The following is a 22,904-nucleotide window of genomic DNA, read 5'->3' on the forward strand; positions in this document are numbered from 1 at the left end:
GCAGACTGAGGCCGCTATGGCACTAAGAAGATCGACCGCCCTCAAGGTGCTACGGGCCTCTCTTTCGAACCGGACGCGTGTCGTTAAAAGGGAAACGAATGTGCGCCGCATCCTGTGCGTATCGTGTCTCTTCGTTGGACTGGCAGGCGCGTTGGTGAACGCGGCTCCCGTGCGGCCGCAACAGGACTCACAGGTGCTGGAAACGCTCGCGCCCCGTGCGCACGACGCACTTAACTCGGCCATCGCGAGCATGCACGCAGCCCTGGCTGCGGGCGGTCACAACTTCGAGCTGGCGGCTGAGCTCGCGAAGCGCCACCTGGAGCGTTTTCGGCGCGATCAAGACCCGCGCGACCTAGGCCAGGCTGAAGCCGCAATCGAACCGTGGCTTCGGCAGCCAGACCCACCGCCGCGCGCATTAGTGTTGCGTGCGAGCGTCCGGCAAAGCAACCATTTCTTTGCGAGCGCGCTCGACGATCTCGATCACGCAATTCACGCCCAGCCGGACAACGTGGACGCGTGGCTGATCCGTGCGAATATCCTGCAAGTGCAAGGCCGCTACCTGGAAGCACGGCAGAGTTGCGGTCGGCTCATCCTGATGAATACCGTCATCGCGGGGATATGCCTCGCCAATGTGGCCGCGGTCAGCGGCAGGCTCGAGCAGGCTTATCTCCTTTTACAACATCTTGACGCGCAGATACCGCCCACAGATTCGCTCTACACCTGGCTGATGGTCAGTCAAGCCGAAACGGCGGTCTGGATGGACAAGCAGGAAGCCGCCGAACAGTTCTTCCGCAATGCGCTGGCCGCCAATCCGCGCGACGCATACCTTAAAGCATCCTGGGCTGACTTCCTGCTCGACCGGAACCGGCCTAGGGAGGTCCTCGCCCTGCTCGCGGCCGACATCCGCAACGACAACCTGCTCCTTCGCCTGGCGCTGGCAGAGAAACAGGCGGGGCTGAATGCTGATTTGGCGCCTCATATCGAAGACTTGCGAAGCCGGTTTGCGGCATCCGCCGAGCGCGGTGATCGCGTGCATCTGCGCGAGGAAGCCATTTTCAACCTGAAACTCCTTAACGACCCGGAGCAAGCGCTCAGCCTTGCCGAGGCTGACTGGCAGGTGCAAAAAGAGGTCGCGGACTGCCGGATCCTGATGGAGGCGGCGATCGCCGCCCGGCAGCCTGCCCGTGCCGCTCCCGCGATGATATGGCTAAAGACCGCCCGTTTGCGCCAGCCGGCCTTGACACGCCTTGAAGCGCGGCTGGCAAGCCTTGTCTTGGGGACCGGGTTCGCGATGCAGGCGCCGCGCGGCGAGCCGTCTGCATGAAACGGCGAGCGTCCGGGTGGGTTGCTCTCTTCATGTTGTGCTGGGCTGCCGCGGTGCAGGCGCACAAGCCGAGCGACAGTTACCTGACGCTTACAGTCGGCGACAAAACGATTGCGGGCCGATGGGATATCGCACTTCGGGACCTGGACAATCCGCTTATCCTCGATGCCGACGGGGACGGCGCGCTGACGTGGTGCGAGGTCCGCGTCCGCGAAGCGGACATCAAGTCGTATGCCTTCACGCGGATCAAGCTTACCGGTGACGGGCGAACGTGCACGATTCATCCCGGCGACATGCTGATCGACCACCACAGCGACGGCGCGTACGCGGTGCTCGAATTCGAGGTGGCCTGTCCAACTCGACCGGCCCGGCTCGGCATCGACTACCGTTTGTTTGCCGACGTCGACACGCTGCACAAGGGCCTCGTGCACGTCGTGAGCAACGGCGCGACAACGACCGCGATTCTTGGACTCCGTCATCCGACCGAGATTCTGGACATACGCGGGAAGGGAGTCGGGCGCGCCTTCATCGATTTCGTTGGCGAGGGCATGTGGCACATCTGGCGCGGCTTCGACCACGCCTTGTTTCTCCTGTCACTGATGTTGCCGGCAGCTTGCGTGTTGCACGGGAAAAAGTGGTTCCCCGCCGCCTCCCCGGGTGCCGTATCGATCGATGTATTGAAGCTCGTCACTGCGTTCACGGCGGCACACGCAATCACGTTGTCGCTTGCCACGCTGCACGTTGTGGCGTTGCCGTCGCGGTGGGTGGAAGTCGCTATTGCCGTGACGATCCTGCTTTCCGCGCTCAACAATATTGTTCCGCTGGTGCGCAGGCGCCGTTGGCTGGTCGCGTTTTCTTTTGGCTTGATCCACGGCTTCGGTTTCGCAAGCGTGCTCACCGATATGGCCCTCCCGACATCCCTGCTTGCGGCTGCCCTTGCCGGGTTCAATACCGGTGTCGAATTGGGGCAGATCTCGCTGGTCCTGCTGCTATTGCCCATTCTTTACATCTATCGGTCAAGTCGTTGGTTTCGCCTGGCTACCTTGTACGGCGGATCGGCAGCCATCACGGTTTTCGCAAGCTTGTGGATTTATGAACGAACGACCGGGCTGACAGTGCTTGCACTTTAGATGCCATTGACGGCCATGGAGATGACCTAGGAGAGGAGCAACGCACGTTGAGTGAGACTGAGAACGAGAAGCCCGATTGCCGCGGCCCAACTGCCCGCGACGCGCACGGCAATGGCGATCCAGGTGGGCCGTAGCCGCAGCAGGAACGAGGTCGCCGCAACCGTGTAGGCGATCAGGATGAAGCTCGCGAACACCATGCCCGCTATGAAAACGCCTGGGCGGATTTGACCCACGATGGCTGATCCGTTTGCGTACCCATGGGTCAGGCCAAACCCGACCGATAGAATCAAGATCAGCCATGACGGCAGCGTCAAGGCAGCCGCAAGGAGGGAACCCAGCAATACGGCTGAGACCACGTTGAGCAGGAGAACACCACGCAGATCCGGAACTGAAAGGGCAGTGCACGCGCCGGCCGCCATGGCGGCCGGAAATGCCCAAAGCACGAATTCACATCGTTTCAGGCCGTTCTGCCCCGCCAGCGCGCCGAGTACCAGCATGGGCAATACATGTTCCGGCGACGTCAACGGATGTAGCATCCCGGCGTAAAAGTCGCCCGCGCCCTGGTACACCGCGTGTGCTTCGGCTGATGCAAGCAACATCAGCGCACTCAGACCGGCAGCGGCTTGCCGGACCACCCGGTGCAATGCGCGCATGCGTCACGCTCCCCGAATCGCATACGTGAGGAAATAGACACCGCAGCCGGAGATGAGGGCTCCGCCTGCCCGCAGTGCATAGCCGCCCGCCTTCCAGCGATTGACTGTGCCGGTCAGGATGCCGAGTGCATGAAGTGTGCCGGTGGCCGCGACGAAGCCGATCGCGTAGGTCATTGGGTTCGCGGACCCGGGCAGTTCCGCCCCGTGTGCGTGTCCATGGCAGATCGCGAACAGGGCAACCAGCAGACCCGCAATCCAGAGCGGCGGCGTCAACGCAAGTGCCACCGCCGCACCGAGCGCCAGTGCCGATAGCGCAATGCCGACCTCGATCCCCGGAATCGGGACGCCCAGGCCGCCGAGAACAGCGCCGAAGGCCATGACGATCGGGAACGTGACCGGCAGCACCCAAATCGCCGGCCTCCCCAGCTGGGCACCCCACAATCCAACTGCAACCATCGCGACGACATGATCCAGGCCGGAAATCGGGTGTCTGAAACCGGCGAGCAGGCCGCCGGATATGTCGCCTTGGCCGATATGCGCGAATGCGATGAGCGGAAAAAGACACCCATACCCGAATACAAGTCCCGCGTGGATCGCGCGTCGCATTCCGAAAGTCATGATGTTCCTGTCGAGGTGTCTGCACCCGTCTGACACCGGACTGAGCACGCATCGGAGCTGGCTTTTCCAGGCTTCGTTAAATCATCTGCAGGGGCGTCATCCGTGGACTATCCGGCGTTCCCCAACACTATAGGTCGCCTGCAGCGAGTCGCCAACGGCGTTGGTGCGCGGATCGGAGTCCGGGAAGGCTGTGAGGCAAACTTCCGGCTTGCCAGCGCCTGCCGGAATTCAATGCCGAACAAACGCAACGCTGCGCGCCGACACCGCATGCCGACGATATCGTTCGGGGTGACGATCTGGCGTGTTTCCGTAGCTTTGTCGACGGAAGGGCGTAGAGGCGAGCGTGAGCGCGACGTGAGGCGACGCTACGCTGTACATCAACAAGAACTACATTGCAACGGACGGCGCGTGTCAGCCTTAACTTGCCGGAGGTGGCGGTGGCGGGAAGCCTGGGGGCGGCGGTGCATAGGGCCGTGTGCCCGGCGCGATCATCATGCGTCCGCGGACCGGAATGCGATCACCGGCGGCATACATGCACTGGAGGTACGCATAGTCGTAGCGGCGCTGCACGTCGTAGGCCGAGCCTTGCGCGGCGCCCGCGCCAAACGCGCTCCCGACAAGCAGGCCGGCACCGGCGCCCACGGCCGCGCCGGAGCCTCCGTTGAACGCCGCACCCGCAGCCGCGCCGAGTGCCGTTCCAACGGCGGCACTGCCCACCGCGCTTGCGGTTGCCGCCTGGTTGGCTGACACTCCGCCCACCTGTTCGAACGCAAATTGCCGGCACGAGGCGTCGTCCGCGCGGAACTGATCAAACGTTTTTCCGGTACCGGGCAACGCCATCACGCTCGGGGCAGTCGGCAGGACGGAGCACGCGCTGACCCAGGTCAGCGCGGCGATCAGGGCAAGCCTTGAATAGTTCATGTCGCTTTGAAAATCCGTTTGATCGTCAACGGGACGGTGCTGGCTGTGGCGACACTTCACGCCACCCGCCAGGGCACTGGTTCACGTACGGGTAATAGGCCCTGGACGCTTCGCAGTAATACCAGGATCCGCTCGACTGACCCGGTCCGGCTGACGGCTGCCCCTGTTCGACGTAGTTTGTCGGAGCAGCCGGCACGACGACGACGGGCTGGTAGTAGTACGGGAGCGGAGCGACCGGATAGTAGAAAGGAACGCCTAGTCCGACAAAGACGCGGACGCGCGCGGCATCTGCTGACCCGCATGCGCACGCTGCGGCAACCACCGACAGCGTGACGCAAATTTTCAGGCGCTTCACGACGAACTCCTCATAGGACGTTTTTCTCCATCAACTTGACGCCGACATCGTCTCCGGCTAACAGCGACCGGCAGTACCGCTGAACCCCTTGCCGGCTTGCGTTGTTCGCTCTTCAGTGGCGCCCCTGCTCTATCCCGGATGCAAAGTGCGAACAGGAAACGTTGAATTAGTGCCGTCGCATTCCACCGAACCCGCGCATGCCACCGCCGGGGAATGGTGTGCGGTGAAAGCCTCCTCCCATTGGCGCACCGAAGCGGTTATGGCCCATCTGATGAAAATGGCCGAAACGATCGAAACGATGGAAACGATGGAAACGATCGACAAAGATAAAGCTCGCTCCTGCGCCGACGAAAAGCGGGGGCCCCCAATACCAGGGGTCGGGATACGGGTAGGCCGCGACCGGATACCACAACACGCTATCAACCGGGCTTTGCACGATCTGCCATGTTCCGTCACTTTGCAGGCATGCACGTCCAACGATCTGCTGCGTCGTGCCGTCGATTTGTGCCTGCCCGACGACCGCCCGACAATTGGTGACGTCGGCCAATACGGGTAGATCATCATATGTTTGCGCGAGTGCAGGCGCAGAAAAGGTGAGACAGACGAGTAATGTCCCAAAAGGAAGTAATTTGTCCATGATGGGGTCCCGAAATGGATCCCCGACGTTTCGACGCGCCGCTTCACCGGCGTCACCCAGCACATCGGTTTGCTTGCGCAAATCCACGCCGCGGCGGTAGAGGCTTGCCGCTCGGGGCGTGATTGCCTGATGGGTAAACGATGGAATACACCGGGTTATTCCAGGGCGTGAAGGAGTCAGTCGATCGCCGAGGCGATCACCATGCGATTCCACAGTCTGCGTGCCCGGATCGCGGTTGTCGTCGTGCTATTGATGCTGGCACCGCAGGTGGCTGGATACATCGTCGTCAGCTCGGCCATCCGTTCGAATGCCCGCAGCAATTCTTAGGGCAGCTCTCGGTCGCTGAGCGCGTGTTCAGGCAGGTACTGCGGAGCAAACGGGTTACATCAAGGCGATCTCGCACTGGGTCGCCGAGAAAGCGATCCAGCAATGCGCGGCATGGCATGCGAAAGGGATCGAAACTTCCGCTTCGGCATAAGGCCGCTCCCCTGTATCTGTCGACGACACGCGCTGGCGTCGACGTCACCGCAAATCGTCAAGATCCAGCGACATCTGTTTCTTCGTGTTTGCGCCAGGAGCACGGCCGGATGCATCGCCCTCTGGCAACGATGCCTTCAGCACATCGAGATGAAAAACCACAGCCTCGCCGATCCTCACAATGCAGGCATCCCTCTGCTTCGGGACGTGGCCGCTTTCCGGGATAGCACCGCTGCCTTCGATCGCCTGCGCCACCCTGTTCACACTGCATCCGCCAGCATCGACTGACGACAGTCCACCGCGGCGCACCGGCACGCATACTGCGCCCGAACGTCTTCATCCAGCGGATCGTCGGTGGCGAGCAGATATTCAATAAACAGTTCTTCACCGGCCTCGATCGGCCGGAGCGTGTGGATGAAAATGCGACCGGCGTCTTCGATGGTCTCGCAGTTTGGCGCGCAGGCGTGGTTCAGCCATCGTGCGCTATTGCCGCCGCGGCTGCCGTCGATCACGCGCCCGTCTGACAGGCCAAAAAGAAACGTATGCCCGGCGACGCCTTCACGCCGATGCCGGCGCACTGCTTCCCGCCACGCCGTGACTTCACCCTTGTACTCGAGCACGCGTTCGCCCGCTGCGAGCGGCCGCATCGCGAACACACCCTTCCCATGAACTGACGACCGCCGGACGATCACGCGCCGCATACTGCTCCCCTGAGACTGATACCCGCACCAGTATAAAAGCGGCCAATTTCCGCATTCACTGCGACGTGATGCGTGACTCGTCGCAGCTCAGCGGGGCCGGTCGTCATATTGAAGCTGGAGAGCCGGAGTGTCCCGCGGTGCACCCAACCCTGGCGGCGACATTTCCGCAAATCTCGACACCCGACTGTCCGCGGCCGGCGGCTGTCGCTGCGGTCAGGCCCCGTTCACGGCATCCTTGAACGCCTTGCCCGCCGTGAACTTGACAGTCTTCGCGGCCGGGATCTGGATTTCGGCGCCGGTCGCCGGATTGCGGCCGACCCGCGCGGCGCGCGCGCCCGTCGAAAACGACCCGAAGCCGATCAGCTGCACGGTGTCGCCTTTTTTGACGGCCGCCGTGACCGCGCCGATGAACGCATCGATCGCCTCGCCCGTTGCCGCCTTGCTCGCGCCCGTCGTTGCGGCGACCGCATCCACCAGTTCCTGCTTGTTCATTATCGATTCCTCGTTGTGGTTGGGATGTCGCCACCCTACCCGATGCCCGCGCCTTCACGCAATCACCGCCTGCAGGCAGACCGGTTCCGCGACGACCGGCTCAACGGCAGGTGCATTGACTTCACCACGCGCCGTCCGGGGCGGCCGGACGCGCGCGAACACGCTTGATCGGCTGCGAATTTATCGGGGACACGGTCCATTTTCTGCGACTCGTTCCCGCAGACGAAATGCAGGCAGAAGCATTTCCCGTGGCCCCGCGGGCAACGCCTATCACGGGTGAAGGTCAACGCTCGGTGGAAGACTGGGGCGGCCTGCGGCGACGCCTGGACAACGCGACGCATTCCGCATCTCTGCCTCAGGCGCGGGTCTGCATTGGGACACCCTCGACGAAGACATCAGTGTCGCCGGATTACTTCGCGGCCAGATGGATGCGACTGTCCGGTGAATCGTCCCTCGCCGTTCGAGCAGACTTTGTTGTCTGCTAACGCGTCGGTAGCGATTGGTGCAGACTTTGTTGTGCGCCCATAAGCGCACAAAAAAAAGGCGTCACGTTGCCGTGACGCCTTAAAAGTTCTAGCCATTCCGAGGGCCGTGCTAGAACCTGAGAGACGGTATTTCGAAAGTTTTGCCCGGCGACGCGGGCGTGAACAGCGCGGACAACTGGCAAATTCCATGTGAACAGCAGCGCAGACCAAGTTCGGTTCAAAAACTTCAAATTCTCGAACACCAAACCGTCTTTCGAAATGAGATTCCATTTTTTATGGTTATGCTGACTAAGTCAAGCAAAATCTGGCGAGTCTTCGTTCGTTTCGGCAAAATATTCCGATACAATGAATCTTCAGAAGAAAAATGGACTACATGCCCCACCAGGGGGTCCGTCGGAAGAACATTGCCGGACGGTCGCCATCAGCATGTGAACAGATAAATTGAAATATAGTTCCAAAAAAACGAGATGACCCAACCCACGCCTTCCCGGACTGCTGCTGACCTCCCCAGAGAGAAAGAGGGCTCGGGAGACGAAGTTACCGCGCTGGCACGCGGCTTGACCGTGCTGCGCTCGATCGCCTCGGCCGACGCGCCGCTCAGCAATCGCGATCTGACCGAACTCACCGGCATTCCGAAGCCGACCGTCTCGCGGATCACGGCCACGCTGGTCGGCGCGGGTTTCCTGTTCCGCCTGCCGGACAGCGAACGTTTCGTGCTGACCTCGTCCGTTCTGGAACTGAGCAACGGTTTTCTGCGCAATTTCGACATCCGGGCCCGCGCGCGGCCGTTCCTGATCGAACTTGCCGAACGCACCGCCCTGTCCGTGCATCTGGCCGTGCGCGACCGCCTCGACATGGTGGTGATCGACGCGATCCGGCCGCGTTCGGCGGTGCTGGTGTCGCGCCTCGAAATCGGCTCGCGGATGAATCTGAGCCGCACCGCCATCGGCCGCGCCTATCTCGCGACGCTCGGCGAACCGGAACGGGAAAAGCTGCTGATCGGCTTGCAGGCCGCCGAAGGCGACGACTGGGGGCCCATCAGCAACCGGCTCGTCAGCGCACTGCAAGAAACCGCCGAACAAGGCTTCGCCATCGCGACAGGCGAATGGTACGACGGCCTGAATGCGATCGCGGCGGGTTTCATCGGACCGTCGGGCGAACGCTATGCGGTCAACTGCGGCGGTTCAGCGGACCAGTGTCCGCGCGACTGGCTGGTATCGCGCGCGGCGCCGGCGCTGCTCGAATGCATCTCGAAAATCACGCTCGAAATCGGCGGCACGCCTGGGCGCCGTCTCGATAACTAAACCGCGCCGAAGTGTCCCCCGTCAACGCCGGGTGCATCCTGTAACCTTCGTAATCAAAAGAAAAATACACGGGTGGACTGTTACCGAGCGTGCGACGTACGATCATGCTTTCCCGTTGCGGGGCGCTGCCGAGATTGCCGTTATGAAGTGTGCGCGCGGCTCGCTTGCAGCTGCGTCCGGCACGGCGCCTTGCTGGCATCGTTGCCGCGCATCGTCGCGGTGCACAGCGCTGTGCACCGCGCTTGCACCGAATTCGCTGCGGCAATCCGGCTCACAGCACAGCTCCATAACGGCCCAGCCGACCTGTCATGATGGCGCACTGCATTAACATCTTTGTCCCGCGCCTCGGGTAGCATCGCGCTGAACAAGCGCGGCGCCCCGCTGCCGAAACCGCCTGTTACGCCGAGTGCGTGCCGAGCCGCCGAACAACTGTCGAGGCGGCCCCTCGCGCAGCGGCTCACATCCAAGCCAGCCACCTGACCGAACCGATGGACGAACTACAAAAGCATTCGGAAACCTCACGCCCTGCCGCTCCGGCTTCACAGCCGGCTGCACAACCGGCTGCACAACCGGCCGCACAACCGGCCGCACAACCGTCCACCCCCGGCACGCAGGCAGGCGGTCCCGCGAACGCGCCAGGCGAGGTGCGGCGGCATCGCGGCCGCAACATCGCCTTGATCGTCGCGGCGCTGGTGATCCTCGGGTTCGTGCTGTGGCGCTGGCATCCTTGGGGCGGACCGGCCGGCGGCGCCAGCGCGGCTGCCGGTGCGAGCGGCGGCCGCCCGGGCCGCGGCGGTCCCGGCGGCATGGCCAACATGCCGCAACCGGTCCATGTCGCAAGCGCCACGCAAGGCGAAATGCCGGTCGTGCTGACCGCGCTCGGCACGGTCACGCCGCTCGCCAACGTGACGGTGCTGCCGCAGTTGAGCGGCGTGCTGCAGGACGTGTATTTCAAGGAAGGTCAAATGGTCCAGAAGGGCGATGTGCTCGCGCAGATCGACCCGCGTCCGTATCAGATCTCGCTCGACAACGCGCAAGGCACGCTGGCGCGCGACGAGGCGCTGCTGCAAACCGCCCGTCTCGACCTGAAGCGCTATCAGACGCTGCTCGCGCAAGACTCGATCGCGAGCCAGCAGGTCGATACGCAGGCCTCGCTCGTCAGACAGTACGAAGGCACGGTGAAATCCGACCGGGCCAACATCGACACCTTCAAGCTCGACCTCGTCTACGCGCGCATCACCGCGCCGGTGTCGGGGCGCGTCGGTCTGCGCCAGGTCGATCCGGGCAACTACGTGACGCCGAGCCTGACCAACGGCATCGTCGTGATCACGCAGTTGCAGCCGATCAGCGTGATCTTCACGACCTCCGAAGACAACCTCCAGCAGATTCTCCAGCAGACCCAAACCGGCGCGAAGCTTTCGGTCACCGCGTATGACCGCAGCAATACCACGTCGCTCGAAAGCGGCACGCTCGAAACGCTCGACAACCAGATCGACACCACCACCGGCACGGTCAAGCTGCGCGCGGTCTTCCAGAACACGAAGAGCCTGCTGTACCCAAATCAGTTCGTCAACACGCGCCTGCTGGTGAATACGATCAAGGACGCGGTGATCGTGCCGACAACGGCCGTGCTGAACGGCTCGATGGGCCAGTTCGTGTACATCGTGAAGCCGGACAACTCCGTCACGGTGCGGCCCGTCAAGATCGGTCCGGTCGACGGTGAACGCACCAGCATCAAATCCGGCCTGCAAGTCGGCGAGCGTGTGGTGATCGACGGTTCGGACCGGCTGCGCGAAGGCGCGAAGATCACGATCCCGGCCGACAAGCCGCGCGCCGCCTCGGGTGCCCGTGGCGCGAGCGGCGCGGCCGCAGCGTCGGGCGCATCCGGCGCACGCGGACATCACGGCAAACACCCGGCGCAAGCCTCGCAATAAAGGCATGGCAATTACCGCATGAATCCCTCCCGCGCCTTTATTCTGCGTCCCGTCGGCACCGCCCTGCTGATGGCGGCGATCATGCTGGTCGGTCTCGTCGCGTTGCGCTTCCTGCCGCTGTCCGCGCTGCCCGAGGTCGACTACCCGACGATCCAGGTGCAGACCTTCTATCCGGGCGCGAGCCCGGACGTGATGACGTCCTCCGTCACCGCGCCACTCGAACGGCAGTTCGGGCAGATGCCGTCGTTGAATCAGATGTCGTCGCAAAGCTCGGCCGGCTCCTCGATCATCACGCTGCAGTTCAGCCTCGATCTGCCGCTCGACATCGCCGAGCAGGAAGTCCAGGCGGCGATCAACGCAGCCGGCAACCTGCTGCCGTCCGATCTGCCCGCGCCGCCGATCTACGCCAAGGTCAATCCGGCCGACGCGCCGATCCTCTCGCTCGCGATCACGTCGAAAACGCTGCCGCTCACGCAGGTGCAGGATCTCGCCGACACGCGCCTCGCGCAGAAGATTTCGCAGGTGGCGGGCGTGGGTCTGGTGAGCCTGTCGGGCGGTCAGCGCCCGGCCGTGCGGATTCAGGCGAACCCGCGCGCGCTCGCCGCCTATGGACTGAATCTCGACGATCTGCGCACCACGATTTCGAACCTGAACGTCAATACGCCGAAGGGCAACTTCGACGGCCCCACGCGTAACTACACGATCAACGCGAACGATCAGCTGACCGACGCCGACGCGTACAGGAGCGCGGTGGTCGCCTACAAGAACGGCCGCGCGGTGATGCTGACGGACGTCGCCACCATCGTGCAAGGCGCGGAGAACACCAAGCTCGGCGCGTGGGTCAACAACACGCCGGCGATCATCCTGAACGTGCAGCGCCAGCCGGGCGCGAACGTGATCCAGGTGGTGGACAGCATCAAGACGCTCCTGCCGCAGTTGCAACAGGCGCTGCCCGCCGCGCTCGACGTCCAGATCGTCACCGACCGCACCATCACGATCCGCGCATCGGTGCGCGACGTGCAGTTCGAACTGCTGATGTCCGTGGTGCTGGTGGTGCTGGTGATGTACCTGTTCCTCGCCAACATCTACGCCACGATCATCCCGAGCCTGTCGGTGCCGCTGTCGCTGATCGGCACGCTCGCCGTGATGTACCTGTGCGGCTTCTCGCTCGACAATCTGTCGCTGATGGCGTTGACCATCGCGACCGGTTTCGTGGTCGACGACGCGATCGTGATGATCGAGAACATCGCGCGTTATGTCGAAGAAGGCGACTCGGCATTGGAGGCCGCGCTGAAAGGCTCGAAACAGATCGGCTTCACGATCATTTCGCTGACGGTTTCGCTGATCGCCGTGCTGATTCCGCTGCTGTTCATGGGCGACGTGGTCGGGCGCCTGTTCCACGAATTCGCGATCACGCTGGCCGTGACGATCGTGATCTCGGCGATCGTTTCGCTGACGCTCGTGCCGATGATGTGCGCGAAACTCCTGCGCCACACGCCGCCGCCCGAAAGCCACCGCTTCGAAGCGAAGGCGCATGCGTTCGTCGACTACGTGATCGCCCGTTATGCCGTCGCGCTCACGTGGGTGCTGAACCGGCAACGCTCGACGCTGTTCGTCGCGGTGCTGACGCTGGTGCTGACCGGCGTGCTGTATGTCTTCATTCCGAAGGGCTTTTTCCCGGTGCAGGATACCGGCGTGATCCAGGCGATCACGCAGGCGCCGCAGTCGGTGTCGTATGCGTCGATGGCCGAGCGGCAGCAGGAACTCGCCGCGCAGATCCTGAAGAACCCGGACGTCGACAGCCTGACCTCGTTCATCGGCGTGGACGGCAGCAATATCACGCTGAACAGCGGCCGCATGCTGATCAACCTGAAGCCGCGCGACGACCGCAAGAACACCGCGAGCGAAGTGATCCGCCAGTTGCAGCAGGACGTCGCGCATATTCCCGGCGCGTCGCTGTATATGCAGCCGGTGCAGGATCTGACGATCGACTCGACAGTCAGCCCGACGCAGTACCAGTTCATGCTGACCGATCCGAACATCGGCGAATTCACCACGTGGGTGCCGAAGCTGGTCGAGCGGTTGAAGCAGGCGCCGGAACTGGCGGACGTGGCCACCGACCTGCAGGACAACGGTCAGTCGGTCTACATCGAGATCGACCGCGCCACCGCGTCGCGTTACGGCATCACGCCCGCCACCGTCGATAACGCGCTGTACGACGCGTTCGGCCAGCGCATCATCTCGACCATCTTCACGCAGTCGAATCAGTACCGCGTGATTCTGGAAGCGCAGCCGCAGGTCCAGCACTACACCGAATCGCTGAATGCGATCTATCTGCCCTCTTCCACGTCGTCGGGCGGCCAGGTGCCGCTGTCGGCCATCGCGCGCTTCGTCGAAAAGCCCGCGCCGCTGCTGGTCACGCACCTGAGCCAATTCCCCGCCACCACCGTCTCGTTCAATCTCGCGCCCGGTTCGTCGCTCGGCGCGGCCGTAAAAGCGATCGCCCAGGCGGAGAAGGATATCGGCTTGCCGGCTTCGTTCCAGACGCGCTTCCAGGGCGCGGCGCTGGCGTTCCAGGCGTCGCTGTCGAACGAACTGTTCCTGATTCTGGCGGCGATCGTCACGATGTATATCGTGCTCGGCGTGCTGTACGAGAGCTTCATCCACCCGATCACGATTCTGTCGACGCTGCCGTCGGCCGGGGTCGGCGCATTGCTCGCGCTGGTGATGACGGGGCATGATCTCGACATCATCGGCATCATCGGCATCGTGCTGCTGATCGGTATCGTGAAGAAGAACGCGATCATGATGATCGACTTCGCGCTCTACGCCGAGCGCGAGGAAGGCAAGGCGCCGCGCGAGGCGATCTATCAGGCGTGTCTGCTGCGCTTCCGGCCGATTCTGATGACCACGCTCGCCGCGCTGCTTGGCGCGCTGCCGCTGATGCTCGGCACCGGCGCCGGCTCCGAATTGCGCCGGCCGCTCGGTATTGCGATTGCCGGCGGCCTGGTCGTCAGCCAGTTGCTGACGCTGTTCACGACGCCGGTGATCTATCTCGCATTCGACTCGCTCGCCCGCCGCGCGCGCGAGCGCTTCAATCGCGGCAGGCCTACGCCGCCCGCCACCGATGCAGGGAACTGACCGATGAACCTGTCGCGTCCGTTTATCTCCCGCCCGGTCGCCACCACCTTGCTGGCGATCGGCATCGCGCTGTCCGGCATTTTCGCGTTCACCAGGCTGCCGGTCGCGCCGCTGCCGCAGATCGATTTCCCGACCATTTCGGTGCAGGCGACGCTGCCGGGCGCGAGCCCGGACACGGTCGCGACGAGTGTCGCCAGTCCGCTCGAACGGCATCTCGGCTCGATTGCCGACGTGACCGAAATGACCTCGCAGAGCTCGGTCGGCTCGACGCGGATCACGCTGCAGTTTGGCCTGAACCGCGACATCGACGGCGCCGCGCGCGACGTGCAGGCGGCCATCAATGCCGCGCGCGCCGATCTACCGGCGAGCCTGCGCAGCAACCCGACGTATCACAAGGTGAATCCGGCCGACGCGCCGATCCTGATTCTCGCGCTCACCTCGAAGACGCTGACCGCCGGCCAGTTGTACGACTCCGCGGCCACCGTGCTGCAGCAGTCGCTGTCGCAGGTGGACGGGGTTGGCGAAGTGGATGTGAGCGGCTCGGCCAACCCGGCGGTGCGCGTCGAACTGGAACCGCAGGCGCTGTTCCACTACGGCATCGGTCTCGAAGACGTGCGCGCGGCGCTCGCCGCGGCCAACGCGAACAGTCCGAAAGGCTCGATCGAGTTCGGCCCGAACCGCGTGCAGATCTATACCAACGACCAGGCGAGCAAGGCGGCGCAGTATCGCGACCTCGTGATCGCGTATCGCAACGGCGCGGCGGTGAAACTGTCCGATGTCTCGGAAGTGGCCGATTCGGTCGAGGACCTGCGCAACCTCGGCCTCTTCAACGGCAAGCGTTCAGTGCTGGTGATTCTGTACCGCCAGCCGGGCGCGAACATCATCGAAACGATCGACCGCGTGACCGCGATGCTGCCGCAGTTGCATGCGTCGCTGCCCGCCGACGTCGACATCGCGCCGGCCGCCGACCGTTCCACGACGATCCGCTCGTCGCTGAAAGACACCGAGCGCACGCTGATGATCGCGGTGGCGCTGGTGGTGATGGTGGTGTTCCTGTTCCTGCGCAACTGGCGCGCCACGCTGATTCCGAGCGTCGCCGTGCCGATCTCGATCATCGGCACGTTCGCCGCGATGTACCTGCTCGGCTTTTCGATCGACAACCTGTCATTGATGGCGTTGACGATCGCAACCGGCTTCGTGGTCGACGACGCGATCGTGGTGCTGGAGAACATTTCACGGCACATCGAGAACGGCGTACCGCGCATGCAGGCGGCGTTTCTCGGCGCACGCGAAGTCGGCTTCACGGTGCTGTCGATCAGCATCTCGCTGGTCGCCGTGTTCCTGCCGATTCTGCTGATGGGCGGCATTGTCGGGCGGCTGTTCCGCGAGTTCGCGCTGACGCTCTCGCTGGCGATCGCCGTGTCGCTGCTCGTCTCCCTCACCCTCACGCCGATGATGTGTTCGCGCCTCCTGCGCGAACCGCACGAGCAGCAGGAAGAAGGACGTTTCGGACGCTGGCTCGAACGCGGCTTCGCGACGATGCATCGCGGCTATGAACGCACGCTCGGCTGGGCGCTGCTGCATCCGCGTCTGATCGTGGCGATTCTGCTCGCGACCATCGGACTGAACATCTGGCTGTACATCATCGTGCCGAAGGGTTTCTTCCCGCAGCAGGACACGGGCCGGCTAATCGGCGGCATCCAGGCCGACCAGAGCACGTCGTTTCAGGCGATGAAGGGCAAGTTCTCGGAAATGATGGAGATAGTCGGCAAGAATCCGGCGGTGGACAGCGTGGCCGGTTTCACCGGCGGCCGGCAGACCAACTTCGGCTTCATGTTCGTTTCGCTGAAACCGAAGAGCGAGCGCAAGATATCCGCTGACCAGGTGATCCAGCAACTTCGCGCGCCGCTCGGCGACGTGGCCGGCGCGCGGACTTTCCTGCAAGCGGTGCAGGACATTCGCGTCGGCGGGCGGCAATCGAATGCGCAGTATCAGTTCACGCTGCTGGCCGATTCGACCGCCGATCTGTATCTGTGGGTGCCCAAACTCACCGAGGCGCTGCAAGCGCGCCCCGAACTCGCCGATGTGAATTCCGACCAGCAGCAAGGCGGTCTCGAATCGATGGTGACGATTGACCGGGCGAGCGCCGCACGCCTCGGCATCAAGCCGGCGCAGATCGACAACACGCTGTACGACGCGTTTGGCCAACGCCAGGTGTCGACGATTTACAACCCGCTGAACCAGTATCACGTCGTGATGGAAGTCGCGCCGAAGTACTGGCAGAGCCCGGATATGCTGAAACAGATTTACGTCAGCACGTCGGGGGGCAGCGCGAGCGGCGCGCAGACCACCAACGCGCCGGCCGGCACCGTGACCGCGAAGGCAACGGCATCGTCGAGCACGAGTGCGTCGACGGGCGGCACGGCGGGCACGACCGCATCGAGCGCGGCGAGCATTGCGGCCGATTCCGCGCGCAACCAGGCGATCAATTCGATTGCGGCGAGCGGCAAGTCGAGTGCTTCGTCGGGCGCGGCGGTGTCGACCTCGAAGGAAACGATGGTGCCGTTGTCGGCGATAGCGAAATTCGGACCGGGGAATACGCCGTTGTCGGTGAATCACCAGAGCCAGTTCGTGGCGTCGACGATTTCGTTCAATCTGCCGCCTGGCGTGTCCTTATCGACGGCAACGCAAGCGATCTACGACACGATGGCGCAGCTCGGCATGCCGGGGACGATCCACGGCAGTTTCCAGGGGACTGCCCAGGCGTTCCAGCAGTCGCTGTCGGACCAGCCGATTCTGATTCTGGCCGCTCTCGCGGCGGTGTATATCGTGCTGGGGATCCTGTATGAGAGCTATATCCATCCGCTGACGATTTTGTCCACTTTGCCTTCGGCCGGGGTTGGAGCGTTGCTGGCTTTGTTGTTGTTCAAGACCGAGTTCAGCATCATCGCTTTGATCGGGGTGATCCTGCTGATCGGGATCGTGAAGAAGAACGCGATCATGATGGTGGACTTTGCTATTGAAGCCTCCCGGCGGGGGCTGTCGTCGCGGGATGCGATTTTTCAGGCTTGTTTGCTGCGGTTCCGGCCGATCATGATGACGACTTTTGCCGCCATGCTGGGGGCGTTGCCGTTGGCTTTTGGCCGGGGGGAAGGGGCTGAGCTTCGAGCTCCGCTGGGGATCGCTATTGTCGGTGGACTGATTGTCAGTCAGATGCTGACCCTGTATACCACGCCGGTGGTTTATCTCTACATGGACCGGATTCGGGTCCGGTGGGAAGCGAGGAAGGCTCGGAGAACCGGAATAGCGCCTTCCTGATTTTTTCTGCCTGCGCGGCGCTTATGTTCGTGCTGCCTGCGGCAGTGGCTTTCCCTGTTCTGACTTCTTTGGCCTTTCCCTGTTCTGACTTCTTTGGCCTTTCCCTGTTCTGACTTCTTTGGCCTTTCCCTGTTCTGACTTCTTTGGCCTTTCCCTGTTCTGACTTCTTTGGCCTTTCCCTGTTCTGACTTCTTTGGCCTTTCCTTGATCTGACTTCTTTGGCCTTTCCTTGATCTGACTTCTTTGGCCTTTCCTTGATCTGACTTCTTTGGCCTTTCCTTGATCTGACTTCTTTGGCCTTTCCTTGATTTCTTTGTGGTCTATTAGCTTTCCCCCTGTGCGGGGGAGCACCTACTTTTCTTTGCCGGCCGCAAAGAAAAGTAGGCAAAAGAAAGCGGCTTCACACCGCAAGTACTAAGCGGGCACCTCTATGATCAACGGGAGGTGGAGGCCACCTGATCTGTGCCAGTGCACCTTCACGCCCCGGTGACAAGGCAGTCATCCACCCCTTCTCGCGCTACGCGCTCGCCGGAAAGGTACTTCATCCAACCACCCACTACGTTTGGCGCCTGCGCTTTGCGCAGGGCGTAGCTCGCCATTTCACGCGTGCGCGCCGCGCCATTACGCCCAGGTTCTGCTCGGTAATCCAGATCTGCACCTCGCCGAGGCGAAAGCCGATGGCCCCTGCTCGCGCAATACGAAGCGGGAGGTGTGGGATGGACCTTGCCGGCGAGCGCGCAGCGCGAGAAGGGGTGGATGACTGCCTTGTCACAGGCACTCATGGACCACGGTGTGGTCCGGCAGGTTTCCACTACCCGTGGTTGACCGAGGTGCCCGCTTCAGAATTGGCGGTGTAAAGCCGCTTTCTTTTGCCTACTTTTCTTTGCGGCCGGCAAAGAAAAGTAGGTGCTCCCCCGCACAGGGGGAAAGCTAATAGACCACAAAGAAATCAAGGAAAGGCCAAAGAAGCCAGAACAAGAAAAGACCAACGCCGCAGGCAGCACAAACATAAGCGCCGCGCAGGCAAATAAAAACCTATTGCGCAAAATGCACCGCGGCGCAGGCAAAAATCTATGGCTGCTTGTGCGCCGCCGCCCAATCCTTCACCGCCTTGAGCGTGTTCTCGACATGCTTCTCCGGCGACAGACTCGTGTACTCATAGATGATCTTGCCGTCCGGCGCGATCACGTACGACACGCGATTGGCCATCGAACTATGCATCGGCAAACCGGCGTCGTATTTGCCGATCACCTTCGAGTCGGCGTCGGCGGCCACCGGGAATTTGCTGCGGCACTCGCTGACCGAAAACTTCGTCAACGTGCCGATGTTGTCGTGCGACACGCCGATCACCGTCGCGCCATATTTCTTGTACTCGTCGACCGCTTCGGCAAACTCGTGCGCCTCGATCGTGCAGCCCTGCGTGAAAGCCGCCGGATAGAAATACACCACGACCGGCCCTTTCTTCAATTCGTTGGCGAGCGAATAGGTGTAGGTCTTGCCGCCCAGAGATGCCTGCGCGGTAAAGGGCGGCGCCGCGTCGCCCGGCTTGAGCGTTGCCGACGCAGTCAGCGAATGCATGGCGAACCCCATCGACATGACAGCAGCAAGCGCTGCCGGTATGAATTTCCTCTTCATCTGCAGTCCCTCGAAGCGTTAAAAGCGTTAATACACGCAGTGCACGCAGTTCGTGCAATGAGCCAGGGGCGCAACGTTCATCCGAACGCCGCGCAGCCCTCCTTCGCTATTGGACCACGTCTGGAGCAATCCAGCGAAACCCAACCGCGCGGCATGCGCATCGTGCACGCGTCAGGTAGCCGCCTCTTCGATATGCGCGCCGAACCACGCAGCCGCCGACAGGTTCAGTTCGGCCAGCACTTCCGGCGTAAGCGCGGCGAAGCCGGCCGGCACATCGGGACCGGCTGCGATCGACGCGGCATCGGCGCCCTCGCCCGCCGCTTCGGCAATGCGCAACAAGGTGCCGAGCGGACCGCTGCGCGAGACGATCGCGTCGCGGATCTGCGGCGCGAGGCCGAGCTTCTCGAGCACAGCCGCGGGCGTGCTGCCGAGCACCACGTGGACCAGAGAAAAAATACCGGTCATGAAAGCGGCATCGGCAAAATCGTCGTCGGCCGGGCGCAGCCAGCTTGCGGCCAGCTCCATAAAGCGCGAACGCGTGCCCGCTAGTTGCACCAGCGGATCGGCGCGCCACGGCAGCTCACCGCCGTCGGCGTAGAGCAGCAGTTGTGCCCAGCGCGCAATCTGCCGCGTGCCGGCGGCGATGATAGCCTCGCGCAACGACGCAATGTCGCGCCCCAAGCCGAACGCACTCGAATTGACGAGGCGCAGCAACTGCACCACCACGCTCGGATTGAGCTTCAGTTCCGCTTCGAGCTCGACGATGCCGGCATCGCACGAGAGCAACGCGAGCAGACGCAGCAAGGCCGGCCGCGGCGAGCGGTTGCGCGGCGCGGCCAGCACCTGCGGCCGCGCGAAGAAGTATCCCTGGAACAGGTCGAAGCCGAGCTCGCGCGCCAACATGAAATCGTCGCGCGTCTCGACCTTCTCGGCGATCAATGTCTTGCCGTGGCCGCGCACGACCGAGGCCAGCCTGGCCAGTGCCGCCCGCTCGGTGAGCAGGAAATCGATCTTGACGATGTCGGCGTACGGCAGCACGGCGATCAGCTCGTTCGACAGTTCGCTGACATCGTCGAGCGCCACCTGGAAGCCGGCGCGGCGCAACTCGGTCAGCCGGCGCACCAGTTGCGCGTCGAACGTCACGGTCTCGAGAATCTCGAGCACGAAGCGCTCGGGCGGCATCAGATGGACGATGTCGTTGAACAGCAGTGCGCGGTCGATATTGACGAAGCCGCGGTGCGGGCCCAGCACCGCCGGCACACCGATTCCGCCGATCGTGCGCGCCACCACCTGCGCCGTCGCCTGGGCGTCGTCGCTGACTTCGGCGTAGTTATGCGCGCCGGATCGAAACAATAATTCGTAAGCATTGAGCGCGCCGTTGCGATCGAGAATCGGCTGGCGGCCCAGATAGACGAACTGCGAGACAAACTGCGCCTGAGCGGCCGGATCGACGCTGTCGGCGCATTGAGCAAGCACCTCGACGTGCCCGGGCTCGGCCCTGACAGGGTGACGTTCAGACATGGATCATCGGTGCGTGGATTCGGAAACGCTATGCAGCGGCGTGACGCGCCGACGCTGCATAGCGGCTTGCCGCAGGGGTTTGCCGCCGTCGGGTTGGCCCTCAGATCGGCCCTTGGGTTGGCCCTTGGGTTGGCCCTTGGGTTGGCCCTTGCGTTGGCCCTTGCGTTGGCCCTTGCGTTGGCCGCCCTTGGGTCTGTCCCTGTTAACGGATACAACGAGCCCGCACTTTAATCGAATCAATCCCGCCGCGGCGGTGGCTCGCGCAGCCATTCCTTACCAATGGTTTTTTGCAGCCGGCGCGCTAAAGATTTCCCGCCGCGGGTCGTTATCCTGTTCTGATGGGGCGGCCTGATACCCCTCGACCGCCCGGGCCCGGCGGCCAGCGAGCCGCCCCGCCTGCAGACGAACACAGGTTCTCAGCGACAAACATGGAAGCGAACAGGATCACCGCGCCCCGCCGGGGCTCCTTGCGCACGGTCATCGACCGGTTTCGTGCGTTCGGCCGGCGCGCGGAGCACAAACCGCAGTTGGGCGCAAGCCGCACTGCGCAACTGGAACAGGTGGTCGGCGCCGTCGACCTGCTGGCGCACGTCGATCACGAACTGCGCTTTCTCTACGTTTCCGACGCCAGCCTGCGCTTCATCGGTTATCACCGCGAGTATCTCGAGACCATCACGCTGCACGATCTGGTGGCGCCCGCCGACGTCCAGCGCCTCGACGCGCTGCTCGCCCGCGCCACCGCGACGGGCAACGTCGAGAAAGCCACGCTCGGCCTCATCAAGTCGCTGACCTACCCGATCACGGTCGAGTTGCGCGCGGTGCGCAATAACCACGACGGCCTCGACGGCTATGCGATCGCCGGCTTCGACGTCTCGGCCTGGCGCGCCACCGAGGAACGCTTGACCCAGGCGCTGCATCACGACCGTCTGACCAACCTCGCCAATCAGTCGGCGCTGATCCCCATGCTGCTCGAAGCACAGCAGCAAGCCGATGTGCACGGCACGCCGGCCGCGCTGCTGCTGCTCGACATCGACGACTATCAGCGCGTGAACCGCGCGCTCGGCTACGATGCCGGCGACGAGATGCTGCGTGACACCGCGCGGCGTCTATTGAACATGACGAGCCCGAGCGAGACGGTCGCGCGCGTGGCCAGCGACGAATTCGCGATCCTCGTGAAGGCGGCGGCGAACCGCACCCACGCGGCAGCCGCCGCCGAAGCACTGGCCCGGCGCCTGTTGACCGCGATCCAGCAGCCGTATGTATTCAACGGCCAGCAGGTGCATCTGTCGGCGAGCATCGGTATTGCGCTCTATCCCGACGTGCGCCACGCCAACGACACCGCTGCGCACGACACCCATCTGCTGCGCTGGGCCGACCATGCGCTGCAGCAGGCCAAGGCGGCCGGCGGCAACACGCTCGCCTTCTACGTGCCGGACGACAATCCCGCCGACGCCGAACGTCTGAAGCTCGAGGCCGATCTGTACGACGGCGTGCGCAACGGCGAATTCTCGCTGCACTTCCAGCCGATCACCAGCAGCCGCACGCATGGCGTGGTCGGCGTCGAGGCGCTGATCCGCTGGCTGCATCCCGTGCATGGCCTGGTGCCCCCTTCGATGTTCATTCCGCTCGCGGAGTCGGTCGGCCTGATCAACTTCCTCGGCAACTGGGTGCTGAAGGTGGCCTGCATGCAGCTGATCCAGTGGGACGCACAGGGCATCTCGCTGCAGTATGTGGCCGTCAACGTCTCGCCGCAGCAGTTCCGCGATCCGCGTTTCAAGGACGCCGTGCACGAAGCCATCGAGCTGACCGGCATCGACCCGCGCCGCCTCGTGTTCGAGATCACCGAAAGCCTGCTGATGCACGACCCGGCGCACGCCAAGGGCCTGCTCGAGGATTTCACCGCGATGGGCATACGCTTCGCCGTCGACGATTTCGGCACCGGCTATTCGAGTCTCGCCTACCTGCAACGATTTCCCTTGGCCAAGCTCAAGATCGACAGGAGTTTTGTCGAGAATCTGCTAACCTCGCGAAACGATCAGGCAATCGTTAGCGCGGTCGTGGGTCTTGCGCAAACACTCGATCTCGAACTGGTCGCCGAGGGCGTCGAAACGGAAGCACAACGCGCCCTTCTGACCGAAATGGGATGCGACCATATTCAGGGTTGGCTCGTCTGCAAGGCGTTGCCCTCCGACGAACTCGCGCGGCGTTTCGAAACGCGCTCGCTTCACTTGCACGCTTCGTAGCGATGCAGGCCAGAC

At 63.1% G+C, this 22,904-nt stretch carries 18 protein-coding genes and 1 pseudogene; 8 read left to right on the forward strand and 11 right to left on the reverse strand.

Features of this window, described 5'->3' with window-relative positions; all coding sequences use genetic code 11:
- Positions 1-193 precede the first annotated feature (193 nt).
- Both AC07WT_RS12870 and AC07WT_RS12875 read left to right on the forward strand, forming a co-directional pair.
- A complete protein-coding gene (locus AC07WT_RS12870; RefSeq protein WP_494947389.1) occupies positions 194-1,324 on the forward strand; it encodes a hypothetical protein in 1,131 nt (376 codons plus the stop codon).
- Positions 1,325-1,377: 53 nt separating this feature from the next.
- Complete coding sequence (locus AC07WT_RS12875; RefSeq protein ID WP_494947390.1) at positions 1,378-2,454, forward strand: HupE/UreJ family protein; 1,077 nt, start codon at positions 1,378-1,380, stop codon at positions 2,452-2,454.
- A 26-nt stretch (positions 2,455-2,480) separates the two neighbouring features.
- Here AC07WT_RS12875 and AC07WT_RS12880 read toward each other — a convergent pair whose 3' ends face one another.
- The 8 genes and pseudogenes from AC07WT_RS12880 to AC07WT_RS12915 all read right to left on the reverse strand — a co-directional run.
- Entirely contained in the window at positions 2,481-3,107 is a 627-nt protein-coding gene (locus AC07WT_RS12880) for a HupE/UreJ family protein (protein WP_494947391.1), read from the reverse strand.
- 3 nt (positions 3,108-3,110) lie between these two features.
- On the reverse strand, positions 3,111-3,725 hold the full coding sequence (locus AC07WT_RS12885; protein WP_492593551.1) for a HupE/UreJ family protein: 615 nt from the start codon (positions 3,723-3,725) through the stop codon (positions 3,111-3,113).
- A 417-nt stretch (positions 3,726-4,142) separates the two neighbouring features.
- Positions 4,143-4,646: a hypothetical protein gene (locus tag AC07WT_RS12890; protein WP_494947392.1), complete on the reverse strand. Its 504-nt coding sequence runs from the start codon at positions 4,644-4,646 to the stop codon at positions 4,143-4,145.
- 25 nt (positions 4,647-4,671) lie between these two features.
- The gene (locus AC07WT_RS12895; RefSeq protein WP_494947393.1) at positions 4,672-5,001 is read right to left on the reverse strand and encodes a hypothetical protein; all 330 of its coding nucleotides are present in this window, start codon (positions 4,999-5,001) and stop codon (positions 4,672-4,674) included.
- Positions 5,002-5,167: 166 nt separating this feature from the next.
- Complete coding sequence (locus AC07WT_RS12900) at positions 5,168-5,638, reverse strand: hypothetical protein (protein WP_494947394.1); 471 nt, start codon at positions 5,636-5,638, stop codon at positions 5,168-5,170.
- Positions 5,639-6,160: 522 nt separating this feature from the next.
- Positions 6,161-6,379, reverse strand: a complete 219-nt coding sequence (locus AC07WT_RS12905; protein ID WP_494947395.1) for a hypothetical protein — start codon at positions 6,377-6,379, stop codon at positions 6,161-6,163.
- Complete coding sequence (locus AC07WT_RS12910) at positions 6,376-6,816, reverse strand: SET domain-containing protein (protein ID WP_494947396.1); 441 nt, start codon at positions 6,814-6,816, stop codon at positions 6,376-6,378. Before AC07WT_RS12910 ends, AC07WT_RS12905 begins: the two co-directional genes overlap by 4 nt.
- A 213-nt stretch (positions 6,817-7,029) precedes the next feature.
- Positions 7,030-7,323 (reverse strand): annotated as a pseudogene (locus tag AC07WT_RS12915) (HU family DNA-binding protein); the annotation flags it as partial.
- Between the two features lie 286 nt (positions 7,324-7,609).
- Between AC07WT_RS12915 and AC07WT_RS12920 the strand changes: the two are divergent.
- The 5 genes from AC07WT_RS12920 to AC07WT_RS12940 all read left to right on the forward strand — a co-directional run bounded on the left by AC07WT_RS12920 (position 7,610) and on the right by AC07WT_RS12940 (position 17,490).
- Positions 7,610-7,753 (forward strand): DUF2442 domain-containing protein, encoded by a 144-nt coding sequence (locus tag AC07WT_RS12920; protein ID WP_494948429.1) that lies wholly within the window; start codon positions 7,610-7,612, stop codon positions 7,751-7,753.
- A gap of 507 nt (positions 7,754-8,260) precedes the next feature.
- Positions 8,261-9,097, forward strand: a complete 837-nt coding sequence (locus AC07WT_RS12925) for an IclR family transcriptional regulator (RefSeq protein ID WP_494947397.1) — start codon at positions 8,261-8,263, stop codon at positions 9,095-9,097.
- A gap of 488 nt (positions 9,098-9,585) precedes the next feature.
- On the forward strand, positions 9,586-11,031 hold the full coding sequence (locus tag AC07WT_RS12930) for an MdtA/MuxA family multidrug efflux RND transporter periplasmic adaptor subunit (RefSeq protein ID WP_494947398.1): 1,446 nt from the start codon (positions 9,586-9,588) through the stop codon (positions 11,029-11,031).
- An 18-nt stretch (positions 11,032-11,049) separates the two neighbouring features.
- Positions 11,050-14,172, forward strand: a complete 3,123-nt coding sequence (locus AC07WT_RS12935; RefSeq protein ID WP_494947399.1) for an MdtB/MuxB family multidrug efflux RND transporter permease subunit — start codon at positions 11,050-11,052, stop codon at positions 14,170-14,172.
- A gap of 3 nt (positions 14,173-14,175) precedes the next feature.
- Entirely contained in the window at positions 14,176-17,490 is a 3,315-nt protein-coding gene (locus AC07WT_RS12940; RefSeq protein ID WP_494947400.1) for an efflux RND transporter permease subunit, read from the forward strand.
- 21 nt (positions 17,491-17,511) lie between these two features.
- Here the strand turns inward: AC07WT_RS12940 and AC07WT_RS12945 are convergent, their stop codons facing one another.
- The 3 genes from AC07WT_RS12945 to AC07WT_RS12955 form a co-directional block, all read right to left on the reverse strand.
- Positions 17,512-17,841, reverse strand: coding sequence for a hypothetical protein (locus tag AC07WT_RS12945; RefSeq protein WP_494947401.1), 330 nt, complete (start codon positions 17,839-17,841; stop codon positions 17,512-17,514).
- 720 nt (positions 17,842-18,561) lie between these two features.
- Positions 18,562-19,125 carry a peroxiredoxin gene (locus tag AC07WT_RS12950; RefSeq protein WP_494947402.1) on the reverse strand — a complete coding sequence of 188 codons (564 nt, stop codon included), beginning with the start codon at positions 19,123-19,125 and terminating at the stop codon, positions 18,562-18,564.
- A 171-nt stretch (positions 19,126-19,296) separates the two neighbouring features.
- On the reverse strand, positions 19,297-20,646 hold the full coding sequence (locus AC07WT_RS12955) for an EAL and HDOD domain-containing protein (RefSeq protein WP_494947403.1): 1,350 nt from the start codon (positions 20,644-20,646) through the stop codon (positions 19,297-19,299).
- Positions 20,647-21,074: 428 nt separating this feature from the next.
- On the opposite strand from AC07WT_RS12955, the gene AC07WT_RS12960 reads away from it, so the two are divergent.
- Positions 21,075-22,889, forward strand: coding sequence for a putative bifunctional diguanylate cyclase/phosphodiesterase (locus AC07WT_RS12960; protein WP_494947404.1), 1,815 nt, complete (start codon positions 21,075-21,077; stop codon positions 22,887-22,889).
- Positions 22,890-22,904 lie beyond the last annotated feature (15 nt).

It is taken from the genome of Paraburkholderia sp. GW821-FHT02A12 (assembly GCF_059422005.1).